At 59.0% G+C, this 23,899-nt stretch carries 24 protein-coding genes; 3 read left to right on the plus strand and 21 right to left on the minus strand.

All coding sequences use genetic code 11. The features are described from left to right. Nucleotides 1-45: 45 nt before the first annotated feature. The 14 genes from LPB19_RS13765 to LPB19_RS13830 form a co-directional block, all read right to left on the minus strand. Nucleotides 46-939, minus strand: coding sequence for a DUF368 domain-containing protein (locus LPB19_RS13765; RefSeq protein ID WP_206645800.1), 894 nt, complete (start codon nucleotides 937-939; stop codon nucleotides 46-48). Between the two features lie 74 nt (nucleotides 940-1,013). Next, nucleotides 1,014-1,670, minus strand: a complete 657-nt coding sequence (locus tag LPB19_RS13770) for a protein-L-isoaspartate(D-aspartate) O-methyltransferase (protein ID WP_206643464.1) — start codon at nucleotides 1,668-1,670, stop codon at nucleotides 1,014-1,016. Then, the gene (surE, locus tag LPB19_RS13775; protein ID WP_206643465.1) at nucleotides 1,667-2,437 is read right to left on the minus strand and encodes a 5'/3'-nucleotidase SurE; all 771 of its coding nucleotides are present in this window, start codon (nucleotides 2,435-2,437) and stop codon (nucleotides 1,667-1,669) included. The genes LPB19_RS13770 and surE overlap by 4 nt, the downstream gene beginning before the upstream one ends. A gap of 17 nt (nucleotides 2,438-2,454) precedes the next feature. Beyond that, a complete protein-coding gene (gene truD / locus LPB19_RS13780) occupies nucleotides 2,455-3,471 on the minus strand; it encodes a tRNA pseudouridine(13) synthase TruD (protein WP_228289121.1) in 1,017 nt (338 codons plus the stop codon). A 62-nt stretch (nucleotides 3,472-3,533) separates the two neighbouring features. After that, nucleotides 3,534-4,013 carry a 2-C-methyl-D-erythritol 2,4-cyclodiphosphate synthase gene (ispF, locus tag LPB19_RS13785; RefSeq protein ID WP_206643467.1) on the minus strand — a complete coding sequence of 160 codons (480 nt, stop codon included), beginning with the start codon at nucleotides 4,011-4,013 and terminating at the stop codon, nucleotides 3,534-3,536. Nucleotides 4,014-4,039: 26 nt separating this feature from the next. Beyond that, on the minus strand, nucleotides 4,040-4,741 hold the full coding sequence (ispD, locus tag LPB19_RS13790) for a 2-C-methyl-D-erythritol 4-phosphate cytidylyltransferase (protein ID WP_206643468.1): 702 nt from the start codon (nucleotides 4,739-4,741) through the stop codon (nucleotides 4,040-4,042). A 37-nt stretch (nucleotides 4,742-4,778) separates the two neighbouring features. Continuing rightward, on the minus strand, nucleotides 4,779-5,051 hold the full coding sequence (locus tag LPB19_RS13795; protein ID WP_206643469.1) for a septum formation initiator family protein: 273 nt from the start codon (nucleotides 5,049-5,051) through the stop codon (nucleotides 4,779-4,781). A 195-nt stretch (nucleotides 5,052-5,246) separates the two neighbouring features. Beyond that, on the minus strand, nucleotides 5,247-6,542 hold the full coding sequence (eno, locus tag LPB19_RS13800) for a phosphopyruvate hydratase (RefSeq protein WP_206643470.1): 1,296 nt from the start codon (nucleotides 6,540-6,542) through the stop codon (nucleotides 5,247-5,249). Between the two features lie 62 nt (nucleotides 6,543-6,604). Further along, complete coding sequence (gene kdsA, locus LPB19_RS13805; RefSeq protein WP_206643471.1) at nucleotides 6,605-7,450, minus strand: 3-deoxy-8-phosphooctulonate synthase; 846 nt, start codon at nucleotides 7,448-7,450, stop codon at nucleotides 6,605-6,607. A gap of 2 nt (nucleotides 7,451-7,452) precedes the next feature. Then, nucleotides 7,453-9,081 (minus strand): CTP synthase, encoded by a 1,629-nt coding sequence (locus LPB19_RS13810; protein ID WP_206643472.1) that lies wholly within the window; start codon nucleotides 9,079-9,081, stop codon nucleotides 7,453-7,455. 87 nt (nucleotides 9,082-9,168) lie between these two features. Continuing rightward, nucleotides 9,169-10,524, minus strand: a complete 1,356-nt coding sequence (gene tilS / locus LPB19_RS13815; RefSeq protein ID WP_206643473.1) for a tRNA lysidine(34) synthetase TilS — start codon at nucleotides 10,522-10,524, stop codon at nucleotides 9,169-9,171. Then, nucleotides 10,508-11,461 (minus strand): acetyl-CoA carboxylase carboxyl transferase subunit alpha, encoded by a 954-nt coding sequence (accA, locus tag LPB19_RS13820; protein ID WP_206643474.1) that lies wholly within the window; start codon nucleotides 11,459-11,461, stop codon nucleotides 10,508-10,510. The genes tilS and accA overlap by 17 nt, the downstream gene beginning before the upstream one ends. Before the next feature lie 180 nt (nucleotides 11,462-11,641). After that, nucleotides 11,642-15,127, minus strand: a complete 3,486-nt coding sequence (gene dnaE, locus LPB19_RS13825) for a DNA polymerase III subunit alpha (RefSeq protein ID WP_206643475.1) — start codon at nucleotides 15,125-15,127, stop codon at nucleotides 11,642-11,644. Between the two features lie 46 nt (nucleotides 15,128-15,173). After that, nucleotides 15,174-15,641 (minus strand): TlpA family protein disulfide reductase, encoded by a 468-nt coding sequence (locus LPB19_RS13830; protein ID WP_206643476.1) that lies wholly within the window; start codon nucleotides 15,639-15,641, stop codon nucleotides 15,174-15,176. A gap of 71 nt (nucleotides 15,642-15,712) precedes the next feature. Here LPB19_RS13830 and arsC point away from each other — a divergent pair, with 71 nt between their 5' ends. From arsC to LPB19_RS13845, 3 genes are all read left to right on the plus strand, one after another. Further along, entirely contained in the window at nucleotides 15,713-16,066 is a 354-nt protein-coding gene (gene arsC, locus LPB19_RS13835) for an arsenate reductase (glutaredoxin) (RefSeq protein WP_206643477.1), read from the plus strand. A 35-nt stretch (nucleotides 16,067-16,101) separates the two neighbouring features. Beyond that, the gene (wrbA, locus tag LPB19_RS13840) at nucleotides 16,102-16,707 is read left to right on the plus strand and encodes an NAD(P)H:quinone oxidoreductase (protein ID WP_206643478.1); all 606 of its coding nucleotides are present in this window, start codon (nucleotides 16,102-16,104) and stop codon (nucleotides 16,705-16,707) included. A 62-nt stretch (nucleotides 16,708-16,769) separates the two neighbouring features. Further along, nucleotides 16,770-17,147: a DUF2069 domain-containing protein gene (locus LPB19_RS13845; protein WP_206643479.1), complete on the plus strand. Its 378-nt coding sequence runs from the start codon at nucleotides 16,770-16,772 to the stop codon at nucleotides 17,145-17,147. A gap of 16 nt (nucleotides 17,148-17,163) precedes the next feature. Here LPB19_RS13845 and LPB19_RS13850 read toward each other — a convergent pair whose 3' ends face one another. The 7 genes from LPB19_RS13850 to LPB19_RS13880 are packed head-to-tail and all read right to left on the minus strand — an operon-like array spanning nucleotide 17,164 to nucleotide 23,850. Further along, on the minus strand, nucleotides 17,164-18,222 hold the full coding sequence (locus tag LPB19_RS13850; RefSeq protein WP_228289122.1) for a DUF3080 domain-containing protein: 1,059 nt from the start codon (nucleotides 18,220-18,222) through the stop codon (nucleotides 17,164-17,166). 27 nt (nucleotides 18,223-18,249) lie between these two features. Continuing rightward, nucleotides 18,250-18,942 (minus strand): acireductone synthase, encoded by a 693-nt coding sequence (mtnC, locus tag LPB19_RS13855; RefSeq protein ID WP_206643480.1) that lies wholly within the window; start codon nucleotides 18,940-18,942, stop codon nucleotides 18,250-18,252. Continuing rightward, nucleotides 18,942-19,499: a 1,2-dihydroxy-3-keto-5-methylthiopentene dioxygenase gene (locus tag LPB19_RS13860; RefSeq protein WP_206643481.1), complete on the minus strand. Its 558-nt coding sequence runs from the start codon at nucleotides 19,497-19,499 to the stop codon at nucleotides 18,942-18,944. The genes mtnC and LPB19_RS13860 overlap by 1 nt, the downstream gene beginning before the upstream one ends. Then, nucleotides 19,496-20,122 (minus strand): methylthioribulose 1-phosphate dehydratase, encoded by a 627-nt coding sequence (locus LPB19_RS13865; RefSeq protein WP_206643482.1) that lies wholly within the window; start codon nucleotides 20,120-20,122, stop codon nucleotides 19,496-19,498. Before LPB19_RS13865 ends, LPB19_RS13860 begins: the two co-directional genes overlap by 4 nt. Before the next feature lie 48 nt (nucleotides 20,123-20,170). Further along, nucleotides 20,171-21,166, minus strand: a complete 996-nt coding sequence (locus tag LPB19_RS13870; RefSeq protein ID WP_407943931.1) for an XdhC family protein — start codon at nucleotides 21,164-21,166, stop codon at nucleotides 20,171-20,173. Then, nucleotides 21,159-23,366, minus strand: a complete 2,208-nt coding sequence (locus tag LPB19_RS13875; protein ID WP_206643483.1) for a xanthine dehydrogenase family protein molybdopterin-binding subunit — start codon at nucleotides 23,364-23,366, stop codon at nucleotides 21,159-21,161. The genes LPB19_RS13870 and LPB19_RS13875 overlap by 8 nt, the downstream gene beginning before the upstream one ends. 1 nt (nucleotide 23,367) lies before the next feature. Continuing rightward, the gene (locus LPB19_RS13880) at nucleotides 23,368-23,850 is read right to left on the minus strand and encodes a (2Fe-2S)-binding protein (protein ID WP_206643484.1); all 483 of its coding nucleotides are present in this window, start codon (nucleotides 23,848-23,850) and stop codon (nucleotides 23,368-23,370) included. Between the last annotated feature and the right edge of the window lie 49 nt (nucleotides 23,851-23,899).

Consider the following 23,899-nt stretch of genomic DNA (forward strand, 5'->3'; position numbering starts at 1 on the left):
CTGTTACCGGGCGAAACACCCTTTTTGTGCATTAGGTAACACTTTTTAACACGCTTCCCGCTTGCGTCGTTGCCCGCCCCACTCGATCAGCAACACCAGGATAAAGCCACCCGCGGCACAAACCAGCGCCGCCAGTATTTGAGAATCCTGCCCACCCAACTCGGTGAAGGAAAACGGGCTGATACTGATTTCAGTCAGCGGCACTTGCTCACCTGAGCTATTCGTGCGCCAACTCAACGTTTCCTTCCAGGGCCACACCTTGTTGAGTGCGCCGATCATGAACCCGATTAACAGGGCCAGAACCCCGTCATGGAAATGCTGGAAGGCCCAGGTGATAACCCGGGCAATCGACAGCAATCCGAGCAGACAGCCGGCAGCAAACAGAGCCAGGTGCAGCAGCTCAAACGACTGAATAGCATTCAAAACCTGCGCATACATCCCCAGAATCACCAGAATAAAACTGCCTGAAATACCGGGTAGAATCATGGCGCAAATTGCCAGGGCCCCGGCGCCGAAAAAGATTAGTGGTGATGGCGATACCTGACTGGCGGTTAGCGTGGTAATCCACCACGCGAGGACCGTTCCGGCCAAGAGCGGCACCACAAGCGCCGGACGCACCCGGCGTATTTGCCGACTGACGTGCCAGACCGATGCCAGGATCAGGCCAAAAAAGAAACTCCAAACCAGAATGGGATACTGCTCCAGTGCGGTTCCGATCACCGACGCCAGGGTGAGTATACTGGTGAGAATGCCGGCCAACAGACAAACCAGGAAGGTTCCGTCACAGGCGTCCCAGAAGGCCCGGAACTGGCCACGAACCAGATGTCGGACAACCGCTTCAGGTACCGAACTGATGGCCTCAAGCAGGCGAAAGTAAATTCCGGTAATGAAGGCGATGGTGCCGCCGGACACCCCCGGGACAATATCCGCAGCGCCCATGGCAATACCCCGGAGAAAAACGGCAGCAGGATGATGGTTGTGACTGATCTCGGCGACTTCGATGGATGCCCGACTCACCGGATGACGCCCCCGAGCAGGGGGACAAAATGCACGGGCTCGAGTTCTCTTCGGACAAAATGCTCACCACGGCGGACCACTTCCACCAGGACCTGATCGGTTTCTCCCACGGGAGCAATCAGAACCCCACCCTCGTCCAGTTGGGCCAGCAATTCTGCAGGGACTTCTTCAGGAGCTGCGGTAACAATGATCCCGTCGAAAGGCCCTCTGTCCGGCCAGCCCATGCCACCGTCGGCGTGTTTCAGCAGCACATTGCGGATATTCAGCTTGCGCAGACGTTCCCTTGCTCTGTCCTGGAGCGGTTTGATTCGTTCAACACTGAAAATTTCCGGGAACAATTGGGACAGGACCGCAGTCTGGTAACCCGATCCGGTGCCCAGTTCCAGTACCCGACCTGGCTGATGAGCCAGCAGCAGTTCGGTCATGCGCGCAACTATGTAGGGCTGGGACAAGGTTTGGCCATGGCCGATGGGCAGAGAGGTATCCTCATACGCACGATGCGACAGCGCCTCATCCAAAAAGATGTGCCGGGGTACATCCGCCATCACATCCAGAACCGGTTCGGATTCAATGCCGGCGTCTTTCAGCCTTTGCACCAGTCGCATACGGGTGCGCCGGGAAGTCATGCCGATCCCTTGCAAGGTAGCACTCATGACGTGTGCCCCTCACCAAAACCGAGCTCGCCAACCCAATCCGACAGCCTGCGCATGGCCTCATGACGGGTCATATCAACGTGCACGGGCGTGATCGATACATAGCCCTCACGAACCGCCTGGAAATCCGTGCCTGCTCCGGCATCGCTATCTTCGCCCGCGGCACCGATCCAATAACGCTGCTTGCCGCGCGGACAGGTCATGGGTACTGCCCCCTCTGCCCGACCGCGATGGCCGAGCCGCGTAACACGGAAACCTTTGAGCTCATCCCAGGGTAAATCGGGCACGTTGACGTTCAGGATGGATCGTGGCCCCAGGGCCAGCGGGCGCCCGGCCTCCAGAATCATCCGCACCACCCGAGCCGCGGTATCGTAATGAAATTGGCCATCGTTAACCAGGGACACAGCGATGGCAGGCAGCCCGAGATGACGGCCCTCGGTGGCGGCCGCAACCGTACCGGAGTAGATAATGTCGTCGCCCAGATTGGCGTGGGTGTTAATACCGGACACCACCCTGTCGAAGGGCTCCTCGAAAAGACCATTGACCGCGAGATGCACGCAGTCGGTGGGGGTTCCATCGACGGAATAATAGCCATTGGGATGCTGTTCGACGGTCAACGGCCGGCTCAGGGTCAGCGCGTTGCTGGCGCCGCTGTGATCGCGATCCGGAGCTACCACTTCCAGATCGCCGATTCCCTCCAGCCCCTCATACAGGGCTATCAGCCCCGGCGAATGGACACCATCATCGTTGGACAACAGAATGCGCACTGTCTTCTCCGCTAGCCTTATCGTTTCTTATGTTGGCCGAGGCTCATGTCCTCAAGCTCAAATAAATCGCTTAATACTGCCGTGGCGTACTGGCCAGGGGTCAGTGAAAATGCCACCTGCAGGCAATCCAGATCGAGCCATTCCCAAGTCAAGTCATCAGGACGGGCTACCAGTGGGCGCCGCTCCGGTTTCATTCGAGTCGTGGAAAACAGCTTCAGCAGTTCAGGGGCCTGCTCCGCCACCTGCCGCTCCAGCGCAGCCTGGAGACCTGTCGCCGCCGTTCCGCCGTCGCCCCAGAGAGGCCCGGTGACCACCTCGGGGTCGGCCGCCACGCCCGGTTCACCATCCAGAGGGGTCGCCCAATTGCCATCATCCACACGCCTGGCCAGGATCTCGTTGAAAATCCAGGAACGTGCCGCCGAAAAGTACAATACGTTTTTAGACGCCGCTGCGCCACCACGCTTTTTCCCCTTTCCCCGTCGGCCGCGGCTGTCCATGGCGTTCGGGTCCATACTGGCAGCCCGATCCAGATTGTTACCGTCGTGGCCAAACCGCTGGGGGCCGAAGTAATTCGGCGCGCCACTCTGCTTCAGTTGCACGAGGGCTTCATCGAGTTGTTCACGGCTTCCACGCACATTACGGAGCGTGATGATGAAACGGTTTCCCTGGTGGTCGCCCCGGCGAAGTTTGCGCGAAAAGCGTTGGGCGCCGGCTACCTGCCAGCGTTCGGCAACGCGTGCGATATACTCCGGGTCTCCAGCCTCCGATCCTGGCCAGTAGATGCTGAACCACTGGCGGGTGACCGCATGGCGGTCCTTCAAGCCACAAAACCCCACATCAAAGGCTCGACAGCCGGACATTCTGGCCAGCTCCCGGGCAACGAACTCGGTGTTGTCGCCGCTTTTTTCCAGACGTAAACACAGGTGTTCACCGCTGCCGGTTACAGCCTGCGCATCGGACTGGGCGGGAAAAAAATCAAGAATCTCATCAACCTGAAAATCTTCGACCTGGGTTTTCAGGTTTGCAGATGCCACTCGACGGCCCCTCGATGTGGGCCAGTCCAATCGCCAGTGAGGACCAGGGGTCTTGCCCTCAGTCACGAGAAGGACGGCTCTAGCAGGCAAATGGCCTGGCACGCTATTCCCTCACCGCGACCAGTAAATCCGAGTTTTTCAGTGGTGGTGGCTTTCACGCTGACCCTGTTGGCGGGAATAGCGAGATCCTCTGCAATGTTCAGACGCATGGCCTCGATGTGAGGCGCCATTTTCGGCGCCTGGGCAATAATGGTGGTGTCTACATTCACCACACCGAACCCTTCTTCCCGCACGCGTGCCATGACCCGGCGCAACAAATCCCGGCTATCTGCGCCTGCCCATTCGGCACTGGTATCCGGAAAAAGATGACCGATATCGCCCAGCGCCACCGCCCCTAGCAGCGCGTCGGCCAGGGCGTGCAGCAAGACATCACCATCGGAATGGGCCTTCAGGCCCTGCCTGTAGGGGATGGACACTCCCCCGAGAATAACGGCATCGCCCTCTTCAAAGGCATGAACGTCAAAGCCCTGTCCAATTCGCATAGTTGACTCCGGCTGAGTTCAGGTTGTCAGGAACGGCTGAGCAGAAAACCCGCCAATTCCAGGTCAGCAGGAACGGTGACCTTGATGTTGTCGGTTCGCCCCTCCACGAGAACAGGCATCTTACCGAAAAACTCCAGCGCAGAGGACTCATCCGTCACCGGATGCTGTTCGCGGCCCGCACTCTGCAACGCCTCCGTCAACAGCCCGTATCGAAACATCTGTGGCGTAAGTGCGCGCCAAAGCCCGCGCCGATCGACGGTTTCAGCCACCTCAGGGACGTCGCTTCCAGTCCCCCTTTTCAGTGTGTCTGAAACAGGCGCGGCCAGAAGCCCGCCAACGGGGTGGTCGGCCAAAACCGTGATCAGACGCTCCAGATCAGCCGGGTGCACACACGGCCGGGCAGCATCATGCACCAGCACCCAGTCATCCGGACTGGCTCGCTCGGATAAAGCCTGCAATGCGGCCAACACGGAATCGGAACGTTCGTGGCCTCCAAGGCAGGTGCTGATCCGCTCATCGGCGCTGGCCTCGGTCGACACCCACCACTGGTCAGACGGATTCAGCGACACCATGCAACCGTCAAAGGCCACTGAGTCCAGCAACCGGGACAGGGTGATATCGAGGATAAAGCGGGACTGAATTCGTAGGTATTGCTTGGGGCACTCGGCCTGCATGCGCCTGCCAATGCCGGCGGCAGGAACGATCAGCCAACGTTTCGGGTGTTTCATGGATGGTCAGTATCTGGCTTGAAAGACGGAGGAAAGATCAGTTCTCAACGACGAGGAAGAAGGTTTCGTCCTGGCGGATCAGGCCGAGATTCATTCTGGCCCGCTCTTCCACCGCACCCTGCTGATTCCGGAGATTCCGCACTTCGGCATAGAGGCGCTCATTACGGGTGGCCAGTTCATCGTTTTCCCGTTGTTGCTCAGCAATCGACTGCTCCAGCGCCCAAACCTGCGCAAAGCTACCCTCCCCGAACCACAGGCGCCCCTGCAGAACCAGAATAAGGGTGATCATGATTGCCCAAAGCAATTTCATCGCCGTTCCATTCTAAAAATGCCGATTACACGCTCAGCGTAAATCTCGAGTATAGCCCTTGTGGAAGATGACCAACAAATCCTTCCAACCTATTGTGTGAAAAGGCCATCGCTTATGGAACCAGGTTCCCAAGCGATGGCCTCTTTTACTCCGTCACCGCAACCGTAATGATTGCGATCGGCAACAGGTTAGGGATCAGCCCTGGCCTTTGATTTCGACCAGGCCGCGGTACGGTGCGTTACCGTCCAGGTCCTGCTCGATGCGCAGCAGCTGATTGTACTTGGCTACGCGATCGGAACGGCAAAGCGAGCCGGTCTTGATCTGGCCGGCACAGGTGGCGACGGCCAGATCGGCAATGGTGGTATCTTCGGTTTCACCGGAGCGATGCGAGATTACCGCGGTGTAGCCAGCGTCCTGCGCCATCTTGATGGCTTCCAGGGTTTCCGTAAGGCTGCCGATCTGGTTGAACTTGATCAGAATGGAGTTGCCGATACCCTTGTCGATACCCTGCTTGAGTATCTTGGTGTTGGTCACGAACAGATCGTCACCGACCAACTGAACCTTGCTGCCCAGCTTTTCGGTCAGCACTTTCCAGCCATCCCAGTCACTCTCGTCCATGCCGTCTTCAATGGAAACGATCGGATAACGCTCGCACAGACCGGCAAGGTAGTCGGCAAAACCCTCGGAATCGAAACTCTTGCCTTCGCCGGACAGCTGGTACTGGCCATCTTTGTAGAACTCCGAAGAGGCACAGTCGAGGGCGAGCGTCACATCAGTGCCCAACTCGTAGCCGGCTTTCTCAACCGCCTCCTGGATGACTGCCAGTGCCGCTTCGTTGGACGGCAGGTCGGGAGCAAAGCCACCTTCGTCACCAACGGCGGTGTTCAGTCCCTGAGCCTGCAGGACCTTCTTCAGGCTGTGAAAAATTTCCGCGCCGATACGCAGTGCTTCAGAGAACGACTTGGCCGCCACAGGCTGCACCATGAACTCCTGGATATCCACGTTATTATCCGCGTGTTCACCGCCATTGAGGATGTTCATCATCGGCACTGGCATGCTGAATTTGCCAGCGGTGCCGTTCACCTCAGCGATGTGCGCGTACAAAGGCTTGCCCAGAGACGTGGCCGCCGCTTTCGCAGCCGCCAGCGAGACCGCCAGAATCGCGTTGGCGCCCAGGCTGGACTTGTTCTCGGTGCCATCCAGTTCCAGCATGATATGGTCGATACCGCGCTGATCCGCGGCGTCCTTACCCAGCAGAGCGGCACGAATCTTGCCATTGACCGCTTCAACAGCATTGAGTACGCCCTTGCCCAGGTAACGGGAGGCGTCTTTGTCACGCAGTTCCAGTGCTTCGCGGGAGCCTGTGGATGCACCGGAAGGCGCACAGGCGCGGCCCAGCGTGCCATCCTCAAGGATAACGTCCGCTTCCACGGTCGGATTTCCGCGAGAGTCGAGAACCTCGCGGGCCTTGATATTGGCAATCTTAGTCATACTGTCGTGTCTCCAAACTAATCAAAGTAAGCAACGGGTAATGAAACGAAGAACACCGCCGGTCAGGCGGTGTCCAGGGGTTCGAAGCTCTTAACCAGCTCATCCACAGCCTTCACGCGTTTCAGGAACGCCTCCAGCTGGCTGATTCTCAGTGCACAGGGGCCATCGCATTTGGCCTTGTCGGGGTCCGGGTGGGCTTCCAGAAACAGTCCGGCCAGCCCCTGAGACATACCAGCAAGGGCCAGATCGGTCACCTGGGCGCGGCGTCCGCCTGCGGAATCCGCGCGGCCGCCCGGCATCTGAAGGGAGTGGGTGACGTCAAAGAACACCGGAACGTTCAGCTCCTTCATGACGCCAAAGCCCAACATATCTACCACCAGATTATTGTAGCCAAAGCTGCTGCCACGCTCGCACAGGATTACCTTGTCATTGCCGGCTTCCTCGCACTTGCGAATGATGTGCTTCATTTCCTGGGGTGCCAGGAACTGCGCCTTTTTGACGTTGATAACGGCACCGGTTTCAGCCATGGCCACGACCAGATCGGTCTGCCGGCTCAGGAAGGCCGGCAACTGGATGACGTCACAGACTTCGGCGGCTGGCGCGGCCTGTTCAGGTTCGTGAACGTCCGAAATGATCGGTACGCCGAACTTGCTCTTGATGTCGGCAAGAATCTGCAGTCCTTCGTCCAGCCCGGGGCCCCGGAAAGAGTGGATGGACGAGCGGTTGGCTTTGTCGAATGACGCCTTGAACACGTAGGGAATGTCCAGCTTTTGGCAGATGTCCACATAGGCCTCTGCCACCTCGAACGCCAATTCCCGGGATTCCAGCACATTCATGCCACCAAACAGCACGAACGGTTTGTCGTTGGCTATCTCGATATCAGAGACGGTAACGCTCTGCCGTGCCATGCTCAGGCTCCTTTCTTTCTCGACAGGGCCGCATCAACAAAGCCCTTGAACAGCGGATGACCGTCGCGCGGCGTAGAGGTAAATTCCGGATGGAACTGGCAGGCCACAAACCACGGATGATCCGCCACCTCAACGACCTCAACCAGCTTGCCATCCACAGACCGGCCGGAAATGGTCAGGCCGGCACCTTCGAGCTGCGGCAGGAAATGGTTGTTGACTTCGTACCGGTGACGATGGCGCTCGCGAATGGTTTTCTTGCCATAACAACCGGCAATCGTGGTGCCTTCCGTCAGCACGCAATCCTGCGCGCCCAGTCGCATGGTGCCACCGAGGTCTGAGGTCTCGGTGCGCTCTTCTTTCTCGCCCGTGGCATCTAACCACTCGGTAATCAGGCCAACCACTGGCTCCGGAGTGTGCTCGCGGAACTCGGTACTGTGGGCATCCTTCAGGCCGGCCACGTTACGGGCGTATTCAATGACCGCCACCTGCATACCCAGGCATATACCCAGGTAAGGCACCTTGTTTTCGCGCGCGTAACGAACGGTGTTGATCTTGCCTTCGACGCCACGTTCACCAAATCCGCCAGGTACCAGAATGGCGTCGGCGCTTTCCAGTGCACCGGTGCCATCGCGCTCGATGTCTTCGGAGTCAATGTAGTTGATGTTGACCTTGGTGCGGGTCTTGATGCCGGCATGCAACAGCGATTCAATCAAAGACTTGTAGGCGTCCAGCAGCTCCATGTACTTGCCGACCATGGCGATCGTCACCTCGCCTTCCGGATTCAGCAGGGATTCGACTACGTTATCCCATTCACTGAGGTCTGCGGGCTTTGCATCCAGGTTAAAGCGTTCGATCACCAGCTGATCCAGCCCATGCTCGTGAAGCATACGCGGGATGGCATAAATGGACTTGGCGTCCTGCAACGGAATCACTGCGCGCTCTTCGACGTTGGTGAACAGCGCAATCTTGCGGCGAGAGCTGGCGTCCACTTCGTGTTCGGACCGGCACAGCAGAATATCCGGCTGCAGACCAATGGAGCGCATTTCCTTCACGGAATGCTGGGTCGGCTTGGTTTTGATTTCGCCAGCGGTGGCGATGTAAGGAACCAAGGTCAGGTGCATGAACAATGCACGCTGCGAACCCACCTCAACTTTCAGCTGACGACAGGCCTCAAGGAAAGGCAGTGATTCGATGTCGCCAACGGTGCCGCCGATCTCGATCAGGGCAACATCAGCGCCAGCAGCGCCTTCAACTACCCGGCGTTTGATTTCGTCGGTTATGTGGGGAATAACTTGAACCGTGCCGCCGAGATAGTCGCCACGACGCTCCTTGCGGATCACCTCTTCATAGACCCGACCGGTCGTGAAGTTATTGCGCTTGCTCATGGGAGTCCTGATGAAGCGCTCATAGTGTCCAAGGTCAAGATCGGTTTCAGCCCCATCCTCGGTGACGAACACCTCGCCATGCTGAAACGGGCTCATCGTGCCGGGGTCCACGTTGATGTACGGGTCCAGCTTGAGAATGGTGACCTTCAGGCCACGGGCTTCCAGGATCGCAGCCAGAGACGCCGAAGCAATACCTTTACCCAATGAGGACACGACACCGCCGGTGACGAAAATATAACGCGTCATGCAGATTCCATGATTATCTGGTTCGGTGAAGAGGGGAGATTGTCATCTCAAGATGGGACGCCAGACTACCAGAAAGGACCCGGTGACTCAATCACAATCCCGCCCCACAACCAGCCGCCAACCGGCCGCCGGAGCGCCTCCTGAGTATTGGCCAGAACACCAGAAATCGCCAACGGCAATGAGTTGCTCCGCCGCCCCGGATCCCACAAAAACCAAGGGCAGACAGGCCCTTTCCCAGGGCGGGACCGCCTGCTCCTGAAACCAGTTTTTCAACGATTTAGAGTGCTCACTGGCACTCATCGGCACACGCTCACCACCCTGCCTCGTAGATACCCTTATTGGCGGCAACGGCGGTTGCGGGGTAAGCACCGACTCCAGGCGCAGGGTCCACCACCCCCACGGCAGCGTTTGCCCGGGCACCAGGAATACCGGGCCTGACGGTGGCGCCGGCCGGTCTGGAATCAGGTACAGTTTCGAGCGAAACCGCCGCAGACTGAATCCGCGCCCTTCTATGACAGGGGCCCGGTCTTCTGCTGCCTCCGTCAGATCATGAATCAGCTGACGCCAGCCTGAGACCGTCAGGGGTGCATACCCCTGACGATCAACCCACCATCGAATCAGGTTTTTCTGCTCAGCCAATGACAAGGTGCGGAAACCGGCAAGATCCACCCGGCCCTGCTGGTCACCCAATTCCAGCCACTGCTTTTCCGCCAGCCGTTGATTCAGAAAGGTGCTCTCGGCACAGGCTTCGGCGCTGCGCTCGACCCGCTGAATCACCGTCGGCCAGCGGGATTTCAAACCTGGCATGACTTCATGGCGAAGATAATTACGATCAAACACCCGGTCGGTGTTGCTGGGATCCTCTACCCATGATAACGCGGCTGCACGGGCACAGCGTTCCAGCTCTGCCCGCCCGAACGCCAGCAGCGGCCGAAACAGGTGCCCCCGACCAAGAGGCCGGTGCACCGGCATCCCCGCCAGCCCCGCTACGCCAGTTCCCCGCAGCAGACGAAACAGCACCGTTTCAGCCTGGTCATCGGCGTGATGGGCCATCAGCAAGAGATCGCCGGGCGCGAGAATCTGATCGAACTCTGCGTACCTGGCATCGCGCGCGGCTTCTTCGATGCCGCCGGCGGGCGTCGATTCGCAGGAGGCGTCAACGGTTACCCGCCGAACTTCCAGCGGCACCTCCAGTTCTTCGCACACGGCCCGGCATAATGCCTCGGCCTCGCCGGCATTGGCTTGCAACTGATGATTGATGTGGACAGCAGCCAAGGCAACCCGGCCCTGATGACAGGCTGTGGCCAGATGCAACAGAACCATGGAGTCAAGGCCACCACTGAGGGCGACCCATAGGCGGGAATGCTGGGGAAGCGACCTGACCGCGCAGCACAGTGCGTCCGGCCAGGCAAATCCGGAGCCGGGCTTACCGCCCGTTGTCATATCGGGTCAGCCGCTCGTAGCGGCGGGCCACCAGTTCGTCCGCAGGAAGGCGAGCCAGTTCATCCATACCCCTGACCAGCGCTTCCTTGAGTGAGCCGGCCATTTCCTCCGGGTTTCGGTGCGCCCCACCAAGAGGCTCACCAATGATGTTGTCTGCCACGCCCAACTCTTTCAGGCGATCGGCGGTAACACCCATTGCTTCCGCCGCCTGCGCCGCGTGCTCGGCACTTTTCCAGAGAATGGAAGCGCAACCCTCGGGCGAAATAACCGAGTAAGTGGAATACTGCAGCATGTTCAGTTGATCGCACACACCAATGGCAAGCGCACCACCTGATCCGCCTTCACCGATGACTGTCGAGATGATCGGTGTCTTCAGCCGCGACATAACTGCAAGGTTGAAGGCGATGGCCTCACTCTGCCCACGCTCCTCAGCACCAATGCCCGGATAGGCCCCCGGGGTGTCGATGAAGGTCATGATCGGCAGCTTGAACCGCTCCGCCATTTCCATCAGCCGCAACGCCTTGCGATAGCCTTCGGGGCGAGGCATACCAAAGTTACGACGAACCTTGTCGCGCACTTCGCGCCCCTTCTGGTGCCCGATGATCATCACCGGCTTGTCGTCCAGGCGAGCGGTTCCACCGACAATCGCCAGATCATCCGCATAACGGCGATCACCGTGGAACTCATCGAAGTCCTCGAAAATTGATTCGACGTAATCAAGGGTGTATGGACGACGAGGATGCCGGGCTAGACGCGCAATATCCCAGGGCTGCAGGTTGGAGAAAATGCTCTCAGTCAGGCTGACACTCTTGCGTTTCAGCCGACTGATTTCGTCGGTAATGTTGATATCGGTGTCATTACCCACCATCCGAAGCTCTTCGATCTTGGCCTCGAGGTCGGCAATGGGCTGCTCAAAATCCAGATAGTTAGGGTTCATGATGTTCCATCATTTTGATTACCTGGCAGGGAATCCCCCCTGCCAAACCAGAATTTGGGACAAAGATAGCAGCGCCCACTTCCAGGAAAAAGCGGACATTGGTATGAGTCCGCTTTCTGACAAAACCTTAACTTTTCAATATGTCAGCCGCGATGGCGCCCAGAACCTTGCCGGACTTATTCAATCATAGACCAGTTCTACCGACTGGTCGCCAACCAGGTAGCGAAGCTCCAGGAGAAGATTGTCGTCCGGCTGCACCCGCCAGCTCTCACCCAGATCAATCCGGGTACGGGCCTGGTCGCTGCTGTATTCAATCCACACCGGGCTACCCTCGCAACGGAACGGGCGCAGAGTGGAGTCCAGCTTGTCCAGCAAGCCGTTATGCAGTTGTTCCGAATGCAAAACCAGTTTCAGTCCCTTGCTGAATTGCTGGCGCGCCGTGCCTACATCAGTCACCGAGCTCACCCGCATTTTCATCTGGCCCGAATAATCGTCGTGGCTGACCACGCCCTCCACCACGATCACCTGGTCTGAGCCCAGGAGCTCCCGGTTTTCCATGAACGTTTCGGAGAACAACGTGGCTTCAATGCGGGCACTCCGATCATCCAGCGTGATGAAACACATGGTCGATCCGGACTTGGTTTTCATGGTCCGCTGAGCGACCACAAGCCCTGCGACCCGCTGGGGAGATCGGTTTGGCTTGAGGTCGGCAATGGAGTTGCGGACGAAGCGGCGCACCTCTTTTTCGTATTCATCGAAGGGGTGACCGGTCAGGTACAGGCCAAGGGTGTCTTTCTCGCCCTTGAGCCGCTCTTTTTCCGGCCATTCCCGAATACCTGCCACGTCTTCGTAAGGGTCACTGTCCTCGGCGCCACCACTCAAGGCATCGCCGAACATATCCATCATGCCCACAGTCTCATTGCGCGACTGCTGCGCGGCCTGCTGAATGGCTTTATCAATGCTCGCCATCAACTGAGCCCGGCTCGGCCCCAGCTTGTCCATGGCGCCAGAGCGGATGAGTGCCTCCAGAGCCCGCTTGTTGACCTTTTTCATGTCAATGCGGCGGCAGAAATCAAATATGTCCTGATACGGCTCGCCGTCGCCACGACCCTCGACAATTGCCTGAATCGGACCTTCACCCAGCCCCTTGATGGCGCCAAGCCCGTAGACGATCTGGCCATCGTCGTTAACGGTGAACGTATATTCCGAACGGCTGACGTCTGGCACCAGAAGATCCAGCTTCATGCTGCGGCATTCTTCTACCAGCGTAACGACCTTGTCGGTGTTCTGCATATCGGCGGTGAGTACCGCCGCCATGAATTCCGCCGGGTAATGCGCTTTTAGCCAGAGCGTCTGGTACGACACCAGTGCGTAGGCCGCCGAGTGCGACTTGTTGAAGCCGTAGCCGGCAAACTTTTCCACCAGGTCAAAGATGTTTTCGGCCAGGGTTTTGTCGATGCCGTTGTTTTCACAGCCTTCGAGGAAGATCGCCTTCTGCTTGGCCATCTCTTCAGGCTTTTTCTTACCCATTGCACGGCGCAGCATGTCCGCACCACCCAGGGTATAGCCCGCCATCACCTGAGCGATCTGCATGACCTGTTCCTGGTACAGGATGACCCCGTAGGTGGGTTCCAGCACCGGTTGCAGGCCCGCGTACTGGTAATCCGGGTGCGGATAAGACAGTGGCTGGCGTCCGTGCTTCCGGTCGATAAAGTCATCTACCATGCCCGACTGCAGGGGGCCCGGACGAAACAGGGCTACCAGTGCGATCATGTCCTCGAGGGTATCCGGCTGAAGTCGACGGATCAGATCTTTCATGCCCCGGGATTCCAGCTGGAACACCGCGGTCGTTTCTGCCCGCTTGAGCATCTCGAAAGATCGCTTGTCATCCAGGGGGATAGTGGCGATATCCAGCGCCTCTTCGCCGCGTTTTTCCCTTCGCGGGTTCACCATGTTCAACGCCCACTTGATAATGGTGAGCGTCCGCAACCCCAGGAAGTCGAACTTAACCAGACCGGCCTCCTCAACGTCCCCTTTGTCGAACTGGGTAACCAGGCTGCCGCCTTCATCATCACAGTACAGCGGAGAGAAGTCGGTAATCTTGGTGGGTGCGATAACCACGCCCCCGGCGTGCTTACCGGCGTTCCGGCACACACCTTCAAGCTTGAGCGCCATTTCCCAGATTTCCTGGGCTTCTTCGTCCTGCTCCAGGAATTCCTTAAGCTGCGGCTCTTCCTCGATCGCCCTATTCAGGGTCATGCCCACTTCGAACGGAATCAGCTTGGAGAGTTTGTCCGCCAGACCATAGGACTTGCCCTGCACCCGGGCCACATCCCGCACCACCGCTTTGGCGGCCATGGTACCGAAGGTGATGATCTGGGAAACCGCTTCCCGGCCGTACTTGCGGGCGGTGTAGTCGATCACCCGGTCCCGGCCTTCCATGCAGAAGTCGACGTCGAAGTCGGGCATGGACACCCGTTCCGGATTAAGAAATCGTTCGAACAGAAGATCGTATTCCAGCGGGTCGAGATCGGTAATCAGCAGCACATAGGCGACCAGGGAGCCGGCACCGGAACCCCGGCCAGGCCCCACAGGCACGCCGTTGTTCTTGGCCCACTTGATGAAGTCCATAACGATCAGGAAGTAACCCGGGAACCCCATCTGGGTAATGATATCCAGCTCGAAATTCAGCCGCTTGTAGTAGGCATCCCGCTTGCTGTCGTATTCCGGATCGTCCTTGCTCAGGATGGTCGTCAGGCGTTCTTCGAGGCCCTCTTCCGACACCTTGCGGAAGTACTCATCCATGGTCATGCCGTCCGGGATCGGGTAGTTAGGCAGAAAGTACTCCCCCATCCGAACCTTGACCGAACAACGCTTGGCAATCTCGACGGTGTTTTCCACGGCCTCAGGAATGTCCGAGAACAGCTCGATCATTTCCTCGGCACTGCGCAGGTACTGCTGATCGCTGAACCGGCGATCACGGCGCGGATCATCCAGGGTCCGGCTTTCACCGATGCACACCCGGGCCTCGTGAGCTTCGAAGTCCTCGCCGTGAAGGAAGTGCACATCGTTGGTTGCCACCACCGGCAACATAAATTCCTGTGCCAGCGCAACACTCATATGCAGGCATTCCTCATCGCCTGCCCGGCCAGTGCGCTGAAGTTCCAGGTAGTAGCTCCCCGGATACAGGCTCTTCCAATATGCCGCCCGTTCGCGAGCCAGATCATTCTTACCCGCCAGCAGCGCCTTGCCGACATCACCCTGCTTGGCGCCGGACAGTGCGATCAGGCCGGCTGCGCGCTCCTCCAGCCAGGCACGCTGCACGATGGGCTTGCCGAAGCGTTGCCCCTGGGTGTACCCGAGCGAGATAATCTCGGTCAGGTTCAGGTAGCCATCATTGTTCCGGGCCAGCAACGTGATCCGGAACGGGTTTTCCGGCTCTTCCGGATTATCCAGCCAGAGATCAGCCCCGATGATCGGCTTCACGCCGGAACCCAGCGCCGCCTTGTAGAAACGCACCAGCGAGCACATGTTGGACTGCTCAGTCAGCCCCACTGCCGGCATGCCCAGTTCAGCAACCCGGCCAATGAGGGGTTTGACCCGAACCAGGCCATCTACCATGGAATATTCAGAATGTACCCGGAGGTGTACGAAAGTCTTCGGCATAACGTCAGGGGTGTCCTGCTAGAAAAATCGTTGGGAGTCGGGCAAATCAGCCGCCAATCAAACTCCGGAGTTCGGCTTCGGTCTGCGGGCCAAAGCGGGCTTCGACCAGATCACCCTCGGGGCCCACAATGAAGGTGGCAGGCAGGGCAATCGGAACGTCCCACCCCAGTTTCTCGGCCGGGTCTTCCGCCAGCAGCGTGAATTCGATGCCCATCCGCTCGCCCAACTGTTGCAGCGCCTGACCCTGGACACCGTCAAAATTCACCCCCAATACGGCAATATCGGGCGCGGTATCCAGAGCATTGAGTTCGGGAATTTCCTCCAGGCAGGGCTTGCACCACTCCGCCCAGTAATTCACCAGCACCCATTGGCCGCGAAGCTGATCCCAGTTCAGCGCGGGCCCGTCGGCACGCTGCAACTCGATTTTCTCACATCCGGCGAGGAGAAGTACCAGGGAAATGCCCCCAAGGGCCAATGCCCGGCGAAAAAACGTCTGCTTCCCAGGGTACTGCACGCGAAATCCTCCTGTTAGACTACCGGCCTCTGATAACCGACGCACTTACCTTGATAGAACCAGGCCCGACGATGACAGAACCTACCCGGATTTTCCACAACCCACGTTGCTCGAAATCCCGCCAAACCCTGCAACTTCTGACCGATCGGGGTATCGAACCGGAGATTATACGCTACCTTGAAACGCCACCGACAGTTCAGCAGCTGGAAGCCATTCTGATCGCTCTGGATATCGAACCCAGGCAGCTGATGCGCACCAAGGAAGACGAGTACCAAGCCCTCGGACTGGACAACCCAGAGCTCACCCGTGAGCAGCTTATCGAGGCCATGGTGAACACCCCGAAGCTGATCGAACGCCCGATTGTCATGGCCAACGGCAAGGTCGCCGTCGGCCGTCCGCCGGAAAACGTCCTGACCATCCTGTAACCGGCCTGGCCGGATTCACAGCAAAGGAGAGCCTCATGTCCGCCCCGTCGCCCTACGTTCTGATTCTGTACTACAGCCGTAACGGCCAGACCGCAGAACTGGCTCAACACGTTGCCCGGGGGATCGCCCGGGTCAACGGCATGGAAGCCCGGCTTCGCACAGTGCCTCCGGTATCGCCAGATACCGAGTCGTCACTGCCCGCAGTACCGGAAACCGGAGCGCCGTACGCCAGCAAAGCGGACCTCGCCAATTGCGCGGGACTGGCGCTGGGCAGCCCGACCCGCTTCGGCAACATGGCTGCGCCGTTAAAGCACTTTCTCGATACGACCGGGGACTTATGGCTGAGCGGTTCACTGGCGGGGAAGCCTGCCGGTGCATTTACTTCAACTGGCAGCCTGCACGGCGGCCAGGAAAGCACTCTGCTTACTATGATGGTCCCACTGCTGCATCACGGCATGGTGCTTTGCGGCCTGCCGTACACCGAAGAGGCTCTGGGCAAAACGGAATCGGGAGGAACACCCTACGGCCCGACCCACTGGGCCGGCACCGAGGATCAGAAAAGCCTGACAGAGGACGAGAAAAAGCTGGCTCAGGCCTTCGGTGAAAGGCTGGCCCGGCTGGCCGAAAAGCTTTCCAACTGATACGCCCGTTGGCAAACAGCGTACGTTTACCCAAGCACTCATTCGAAACTGGATCTATCTAGATGCTGCACAACCCCAAAGCCCGCAAGACAGCCCAGCTCACCTCCATCACGTATCTGGCGGTGCTGATCACACTGGTGGTAACCACCTTCTACCCCAACCCGGTCGAGGGAGTTTCCATCCCGCTGATACTGGCAGTAAAGCTGATTCCTTTGCTGGTGTTTGCGGTGCCCGTCTTCCGGGGCCACAACCGCGGGTACATATGGATGGCCTTCGTGGTGATCTTTTACTTCACCCAGGCGCTGGTCTCGGCCTGGCTCAGTCAGGGAGGCATCGGCCCCACCGTGCTGACCGTGCTGACCTTCGCGCTGTTCACCCTCGCCATGGTGCATCTGAAGGTGAATCGGCCCGCTCCACCAACTGTAGCCGCAAAGCAGTAACAGCCCCGGGCGCCCATCAGGCGCCCGGTCGCAATCCGCACTGTCCGAGTAGCTGCTGCCAGCTTTGCGTATGGGTGGCGATGGCCTCGTCAAGCTGATACCAAACCCCCTCCTCCGATGACTGGGACAGGTGCGTGCGAGACCAGTCCGAGAAACTCTCCGGCATCACCGGCTTCTGGATTTCAGCCAGCCGCGCCAGCGGCTCCAACAAAGCGACCCGCGCACGCTGTAGATCACTCAGGTACGGTTGAATCTGTTCGATGTAGACGCTGAAGAACATGCTTTTCACGATGTCGGACTGATTGTTCGGCTGACCGTTCAGGCACAGCGGTCGCTCATCGAGTCGTGCCCTGATCAGCGAGGTGGCGTCGTTCAGCCGGGTGGCAACCAGCACGGCGCTGTTGATCAACTGCCCCGCGCGATACTCCGCCTGCCAACGCTGCTGAACACCGCCTGCAAAATCCAGGTCCACCGACAACCGGCCGGCCAGCAGGTCGGACACCGCCTCATTCAGCTGCTCGGCGTCCAGCGCCAGATCGGATACCGGATTTTCCTCCGCCGCTACCGGGTATTGCCCTTTGGCGAGCGTGAACAGCGTCTCTACCTCTTCCGCGCCCCAGGTCGCATTCCACACGGCGATAGGCAGTGACGCCTTTTTGCTGTCAATGGCATCTGCCAGCTCAGCGGCAAGGTCTTCGTTGTCGGTTTCCGGCAGGCACTCCTGCGCCGCTTCGATAAAGCGCAGCTCATAGCGCAGGCGATTCAGTGGCTGCATCACCCGCCCCATGACCGAGTTTTTCTCGCCCACCACAAACTGAAGCTCGCACCCGTACAGCGAGAGAAAATCCAGCATGCCCATTTCCAGCTCGGGCATGGGTAAAACGCGGTCACGGCGACGGGGCATCTGCGAGGGTGATGGAACGGTCGAGAATTCAGCCTCCGATTCCAGAACCCGAGCCACCCGCTCGATGTATTCGTCCATCATCGGGCGGGCATCGGAGAATGGATTACAGGCACTGAGAAAGACAATGCACAGGGCCGGAATCAGGCTTTTGCAGCAAGGGACTCCGGACATGCGTACCTCCGCGGGGCGGGAGGGGAGCTACTGCTTGCGCAGCAGGGTCTCCACCTCCGAGAAATCACGGGCAACAAACCGACCGGTTTCTTCCGGCAGTTCGCCGTCACGAATCAACCAGGCGGTCCTCAGGCCTGCCGCCTCGGCAGCCTCCAGTTCCGCCTCAACATCCGACAGGAACAGCACACTCGATGCTTGCACACCCAGTTCGGCAAGAATGTTGCGATAAGAGTCCGGCTCTTTTTTTCCACCAACGCCGGTGTCGAAATAGCCCGAGAAAAATGGCGTAAAGTCACCGGCAATCGTGTGGCCAAAAATCAGCTTCTGGGCCTGAACGGAACCGGAGGAATATACGAACAACCTCAGCCCGCGATCATGCCAGAGGCGCAGGTGCTCGGCGGCGTCCTGGTAAATGTGTCCTTTCAGCTCTCCACTGGCGTAGCCCTCAGCCCAGACCATGCCCTGAAGTGCCTTCAGTGGCGTTTCTTTCCGGTCTTCCCGGATCCAGGCCAGCAGGGTGTCGATCAGGGACTCAATGTCCTGCCGGGCCTGCCCGGCGCTTTCGGCGACCATATCCAGTTGTCTGAAGACGTCCGGCCGGTCCTTATGCGCCCGGACAAAGGCCGGGAGATGCTCGCTGGCATAGGGAAACAACACATCGTGCACGAAGGAGATGGAACTGGTCGTGCCTTCAATATCGGTAAGAACGACCCGGATCATTACGCCTCCCCCACTATCGCCTCGTAGCGCGGCAGGCGGCTGGCGATGTCATCTCCGGTGAAGTCTGCGACCCAGCCTTCCGGATTACTGAACAGCCGGATGCAGGTAAACCTCGGCTCCGGCCCCATATCGAACCAGTGCCGGGTGCCATCCGGCACGCTGATCAGGTCATTCTTTTCACACATCAACGACAACACTTGGTCGCCGAAATGCAGGTAAAAAAGACCCTGACCGCGCACAAAGAAGCGAACCTCGTCTTCGCTGTGGGTATGCTCGTCCAGAAACTTTCTTCGAAACGCCTCTTTTTGCGGGTTATCCGGGTTCAGGCTGACCACATCGGCGGTCTGGAAACCACACTCGGCCTTCAGCGACTCGACCTCGTCGTGGTAGGCCGCCAAAATCGCTTCCTGCGATGCGTCATCGGGCAGGTCTTTGGTGGGCCACTGCTCGAAACGAACCCCCTGCTCCGCCAGCAACTCTCGAATCTCTGCGGTGTCCTGCGTGACCTGACGGGCCACCCCGGGCTGACTCTGATCAAAGATACTCAAGGTGGTCATGGTCGAACCCTCATGGCTTCCAGTTCACACTCAAACAAAAATTCAAACGCTTCCACGTGGCGCAGGCAATCTTCCATGGTTTCGCCCCAGGTATAGAGCCCATGGCCACGAATCAGGTATCCGGGCTGACCTTGATGGGATGCAAACCACTGCTTGGTTTTTTGAGCCAGCCCGTTGATGTCCTGCGTGTTATTGAATACCGGAATGGTCAGGGTCGCGTCGTGGGTTTCAACACCGGAAAACGCTTTTTGCAGCTCATAGCCTTCAAGGATCAGCGACTGTCCGGCAGACAGAAGCCGGCTCAGAACCGTGGCTTTTACCGAATGGGTGTGCAGAACCGCCCCGACCTCCGGGAACAGTTCATAAAGCACAGTGTGCAACGGTGTCTCTGCGGAAGCCCGGCAGTCACTCTGAACCGGATGACCCGACAGGTCGACCACCATGACATCGCCCGGATGCAACTTGCCCTTGTGGCGGCCCGACACGGTAATTGCAATGTGGTGCTCGTCCAGTCGCGCAGAATAGTTGCTGCTGGTGGCCGGCGACCAGCCTCGCTGGTAAAGAAAATGGCCGGCCTCAATGATCGAGTCCGCGGCCTTTGCAAATCGGGTTACGTCAAACACGGTATCCCCCCTGGAATCAGGCGCGCCAAAGGGCGCAGAATCCGGACATTATAGGGTTGGCGGGGTTTGCCGCAACCTGTGCCGCTCGGCAATCAGATCGGCGACAATAGAAATCGCAATTTCAGCCGGTGTCTTGCTGGGAATGCAAACACCAATGGGTGCCTTCAATCGCGCCAGAGCGACCTCGTCCAGCCCAAGCGACGCCAATCGCTCGCGCCGCCCAGCGGAGGTTTTCTGCGAGCCCATGGCACCAACGTAGAATGCGTCCGACCCCAGCGCCGCCAGCAGGCCCATATCGTCAATCCGGGGATCGTGGGCAAGAGCCAGAACACCAGCCCAGCGATCGCTGAACTGCTCGGTGATCAGATCGTCCGGCAAACGGCGAACCAATGGGATTCGGGCATGGCTCCAGCCTTCGGCAAAGGCGTCTCTGGGTTCGCACAGGGTAATGGCAAAATCCGCCGCAGTGGCAAACTCCGCGACATAGCGAGCCACTTCGCCAGCCCCGATCAGCAACAGCCGACATTCCGGTTGCAACAGGTGTTGTAGCTGTTGCCCGTCAAAGGTGATCTGGGCCTCCTGCTCGGCAGTCACAGGCAAAAGCTCGGCTGTGCCAGCCAACGCAACCCGCCGCAAAACAGGCCGGCGCTGTTCCAGGGCTTCTGCCAGTGCGAGCGCATGCTGCGTCGCTTCCTGCCCTTTGAGCGGCTCAATCAGTAACCGGATTCGCCCGCCACAGGGGAGCTGAAACTGGTTCCGATCGCCCTCGGTGATGCCGTAGGTCACCAGTTCCGATTCCGTTAATCCGTCTTCGGCCGCGCGTCTGAGAAGGTCTTCCTCAAGGCACCCGCCGGAGACGGACCCGCTCCATTGCCCGGATTCACTGATGGCCAACCAGGAGCCGACCGGACGCGGCGACGAGCCCCAGGTTTCGACGATGGTGCACAGCCACACGCCCTGCCCCTGCTCCAGCCAGGCAAGCACATCCCGGATCACCGAGAGCCGGCCGCTCGCGACTGAGCGGGGTTCAGACACCTCAGACATCGGCGGTCAGGGGCAGACGACGCTGACGCTGGCCGGTCAGGGCAAACAGCGCATTACCGAGCGCCGGGATCACCGGCGGCACGCCCGGTTCACCCACACCGGTGGGATCAGCCTCGCTATCAACAATATCCACCATCACCTCCGGGCGCTCGTACTGACGCATCAGCGGATAATCGTGAAAGTTACTTTGCTGCACTTCGCCCTGGTTCAGCGTGATTTCGCCGTAAAGGGCTGCCGTGATGCCAAACAGGATTCCACTTTCGATCTGGTCCTTCACGATATCGGGATTCACTACCTGGCCGCAGTCGACCGCAGCAGACACCCGATACACCCGAATGCTGCCATTCTCGATACCAGCTTCCACAACCTGCGCAATGTAAGTTCCGAAACTCTTGAACAGGGCAATACCCCGGGCACGCCCTTCCTGAACCGGCGTGTTCCAGTCCGCCAGCATAGCGGCGCGATCCAGAACGTCCCGATGGCGCGGCTCATTGGCCAGCAAATCCCGCCGGAACTGGTACGGGTCTTTCCCCGTCTCGTGCGCCAGTTCATCCATAAAGGTTTCAACGGCAAACCCGTTATGTGAATAGCCCACCGAACGCCACCAGGTAACAGGCATACCCGGATCGGTATGGGTGTGTCGGATATCAATATGCTCGACGGCGTAAGGGTATTCAACGGCGCCCTCAATCGCCGACACATCTTTTGGCGTGACCACTCCTTCCAGCATGAGACCGACCGAACCCAGGCTGTCATACATAAACTTGGGTGCCCAGGGGTACTGAGCTGGTGCGGCGTTGCGCACATACCAGTCAAGAATCTGGGGGCCGACAATCTGATGGTGCCAACCGGTCACCTGACCATCGGAAACCGACGCTTTCAGACGATGGAGCATGGCGGGGCGGTACAGGTCATGACGGGTGTCTTCCTCCCGGGACCAGATCAACTTAACCGGCCGGCCGGTTTTGTAGGAGACCTCGGCCGCTTCCTCAACAAAATCCTGGGTCAAGCGACGACCAAATCCCCCGCCTAGAAAGGTGGTGTTAATGACCACCTCATCCGGCGCCAGATCGGTTACCCTGGCCACGGCAATCTGCGCCAGATCCGGTGCCTGGGTTGGCGCCCAGACCTCAGCGCGATCGCCACGATACCAGGCAGTCGCGTTCATCGGCTCGAGGGTGGCGTGGGCCAGGTAAGGTTGTTCATACTCCACCTCCAGCACCCGGGAAGCCGCTTCCGCCACGCTTTCGAAATCGCCTTCGCTTCGCTCCGATTCGCCATTATCCTCATCAGCGGCCTTGCGATAGGAATTGAACACGTCCTCGGTGGACATGGAGAAGGCTTCGGAAAAATCCCATTCAACCGTCAGCGCATTCTGGGCCTTGCGGGCTTTCCAGTAGCTGTCGGCAACGACGGCCACGCCCCGCCCGATTTCGACCACATCCACAACGCCTGGCATGGCCAGCACGTCTTCACGATTGAACGAGCTGACACGGCCACCGTAACGGGGAGAGCGGGTCACCACGCTGTACACCATATCCGGCAGCTCAACGTCGATGCCGTATTCCGCCGAACCGGTGGCTTTGGCCCGGGCATCCAGACGACCTCTCTGCCTGCCAATGTACTTCCATTCACTCCGAGGCTTCAGAGCGACATCACCACGGATTTCCTCTTTGGCCGCCAACTCCACCAACTGGCCATACCCGATGGAATCGGTTCCATTGGGGTGAACCACTGTGCCATCGTGCGCGGAACACTCGTCGGCGTCCACTTGCCACACCCGTGCAGCGGCCTGCACCATCAGGCTTCGAGCAGACGCTCCGGCGGTTCGCAACGGTTCCCAACTGGTGGCCAGACTGGTACTGCCGCCGGTCAACTGGAGTTTGTACAGGGGATTTCGATATTCCGGATCGGCCGGCGCAAATCGGGGCGTGATGGCCTCCGGCCGCACCTCCAACTCTTCGGCAATAAGCGTGGTCAGGCCGGTGTAGGTTCCCTGCCCCATTTCCACCCGGGCCAGGGTGAAATAGATGTGGCCATCAGTGGTCAATTCGAGCCACGCATCCGGAGTCCATTCCCCGGTTTCCGGCTCATACCCTCGCTTACCGCTCGCGGCACAACCCGTCAGGCTAAGAGACAGCATCAGCCCACCAGAAGCACCTGCACTGACTTTCAGGAAATCGCGTCGATTCATGCCCATGTCACGCGCCCTCCTTCTCAGTGCTTTCACCGGCACCGGCGACCGATTCAACCGCTGCGACAATCCGCGCGTAGGTGCCACACCGGCAAAGGTTGCCAGTCATGGCGGCTACGATCTCATCACGGGAAGGCCGGGGGTTATTTGCCAGAAGGTGGGCTGCGCTCATGATCTGACCAGACTGGCAGTAGCCGCACTGGGGCACATTGTGGTCGATCCAGGCCTGCTGCAGCGCGTGCAACTGATCACCATCGGACAAACCCTCTATGGTGGTGATTTCAGCGCCATCGGCCATCTCGACCGGCGTTGAGCAGGAGCGAACAGGCTGACCGTCCAAGTGCACGGTGCAGGCGCCACACAACCCCGCGCCGCAGCCAAACTTGGTGCCCTTCAGCCCCAGTTCATCTCGGACGACCCACAACAACGGGGTATCTCCATCAACCTCCAGCGACCGTTCCTCGCCGTTTACCTTCAGGCGTAATGCCATATCCCTGTACTCCCTCTGTTGTCCGGGTCGCCTCACTGGGCGCCGTTAT

This window comes from Marinobacter salinisoli, from assembly GCF_017301335.1.
Taxonomy (GTDB): domain Bacteria; phylum Pseudomonadota; class Gammaproteobacteria; order Pseudomonadales; family Oleiphilaceae; genus Marinobacter; species Marinobacter salinisoli.

What these genes read in the sequence shown, in the direction of transcription:
- LPB19_RS13765 (WP_206645800.1), bottom strand. Translation starts at nt 939, where the DNA reads ATGGGCGCTGCGGATATTGTCCCGGGGGTGTCCGGCGGCACCATCGCC.
- LPB19_RS13770 (WP_206643464.1), bottom strand. Translation starts at nt 1,670, where the DNA reads ATGAGTGCTACCTTGCAAGGGATCGGCATGACTTCCCGGCGCACCCGT.
- ispF (WP_206643467.1), bottom strand. Translation starts at nt 4,013, where the DNA reads ATGCGAATTGGACAGGGCTTTGACGTTCATGCCTTTGAAGAGGGCGAT.
- ispD (WP_206643468.1), bottom strand. Translation starts at nt 4,741, where the DNA reads ATGAAACACCCGAAACGTTGGCTGATCGTTCCTGCCGCCGGCATTGGC.
- LPB19_RS13795 (WP_206643469.1), bottom strand. Translation starts at nt 5,051, where the DNA reads ATGAAATTGCTTTGGGCAATCATGATCACCCTTATTCTGGTTCTGCAG.
- eno (WP_206643470.1), bottom strand. Translation starts at nt 6,542, where the DNA reads ATGACTAAGATTGCCAATATCAAGGCCCGCGAGGTTCTCGACTCTCGC.
- kdsA (WP_206643471.1), bottom strand. Translation starts at nt 7,450, where the DNA reads ATGGCACGGCAGAGCGTTACCGTCTCTGATATCGAGATAGCCAACGAC.
- LPB19_RS13810 (WP_206643472.1), bottom strand. Translation starts at nt 9,081, where the DNA reads ATGACGCGTTATATTTTCGTCACCGGCGGTGTCGTGTCCTCATTGGGT.
- tilS (WP_206643473.1), bottom strand. Translation starts at nt 10,524, where the DNA reads ATGACAACGGGCGGTAAGCCCGGCTCCGGATTTGCCTGGCCGGACGCA.
- accA (WP_206643474.1), bottom strand. Translation starts at nt 11,461, where the DNA reads ATGAACCCTAACTATCTGGATTTTGAGCAGCCCATTGCCGACCTCGAG.
- dnaE (WP_206643475.1), bottom strand. Translation starts at nt 15,127, where the DNA reads ATGCCGAAGACTTTCGTACACCTCCGGGTACATTCTGAATATTCCATG.
- arsC (WP_206643477.1), top strand. Translation starts at nt 15,713, where the DNA reads ATGACAGAACCTACCCGGATTTTCCACAACCCACGTTGCTCGAAATCC.
- wrbA (WP_206643478.1), top strand. Translation starts at nt 16,102, where the DNA reads ATGTCCGCCCCGTCGCCCTACGTTCTGATTCTGTACTACAGCCGTAAC.
- LPB19_RS13845 (WP_206643479.1), top strand. Translation starts at nt 16,770, where the DNA reads ATGCTGCACAACCCCAAAGCCCGCAAGACAGCCCAGCTCACCTCCATC.
- LPB19_RS13850 (WP_228289122.1), bottom strand. Translation starts at nt 18,222, where the DNA reads ATGTCCGGAGTCCCTTGCTGCAAAAGCCTGATTCCGGCCCTGTGCATT.
- mtnC (WP_206643480.1), bottom strand. Translation starts at nt 18,942, where the DNA reads ATGATCCGGGTCGTTCTTACCGATATTGAAGGCACGACCAGTTCCATC.
- LPB19_RS13860 (WP_206643481.1), bottom strand. Translation starts at nt 19,499, where the DNA reads ATGACCACCTTGAGTATCTTTGATCAGAGTCAGCCCGGGGTGGCCCGT.
- LPB19_RS13870 (WP_407943931.1), bottom strand. Translation starts at nt 21,166, where the DNA reads ATGTCTGAGGTGTCTGAACCCCGCTCAGTCGCGAGCGGCCGGCTCTCG.
- LPB19_RS13875 (WP_206643483.1), bottom strand. Translation starts at nt 23,366, where the DNA reads ATGGGCATGAATCGACGCGATTTCCTGAAAGTCAGTGCAGGTGCTTCT.
- LPB19_RS13880 (WP_206643484.1), bottom strand. Translation starts at nt 23,850, where the DNA reads ATGGCATTACGCCTGAAGGTAAACGGCGAGGAACGGTCGCTGGAGGTT.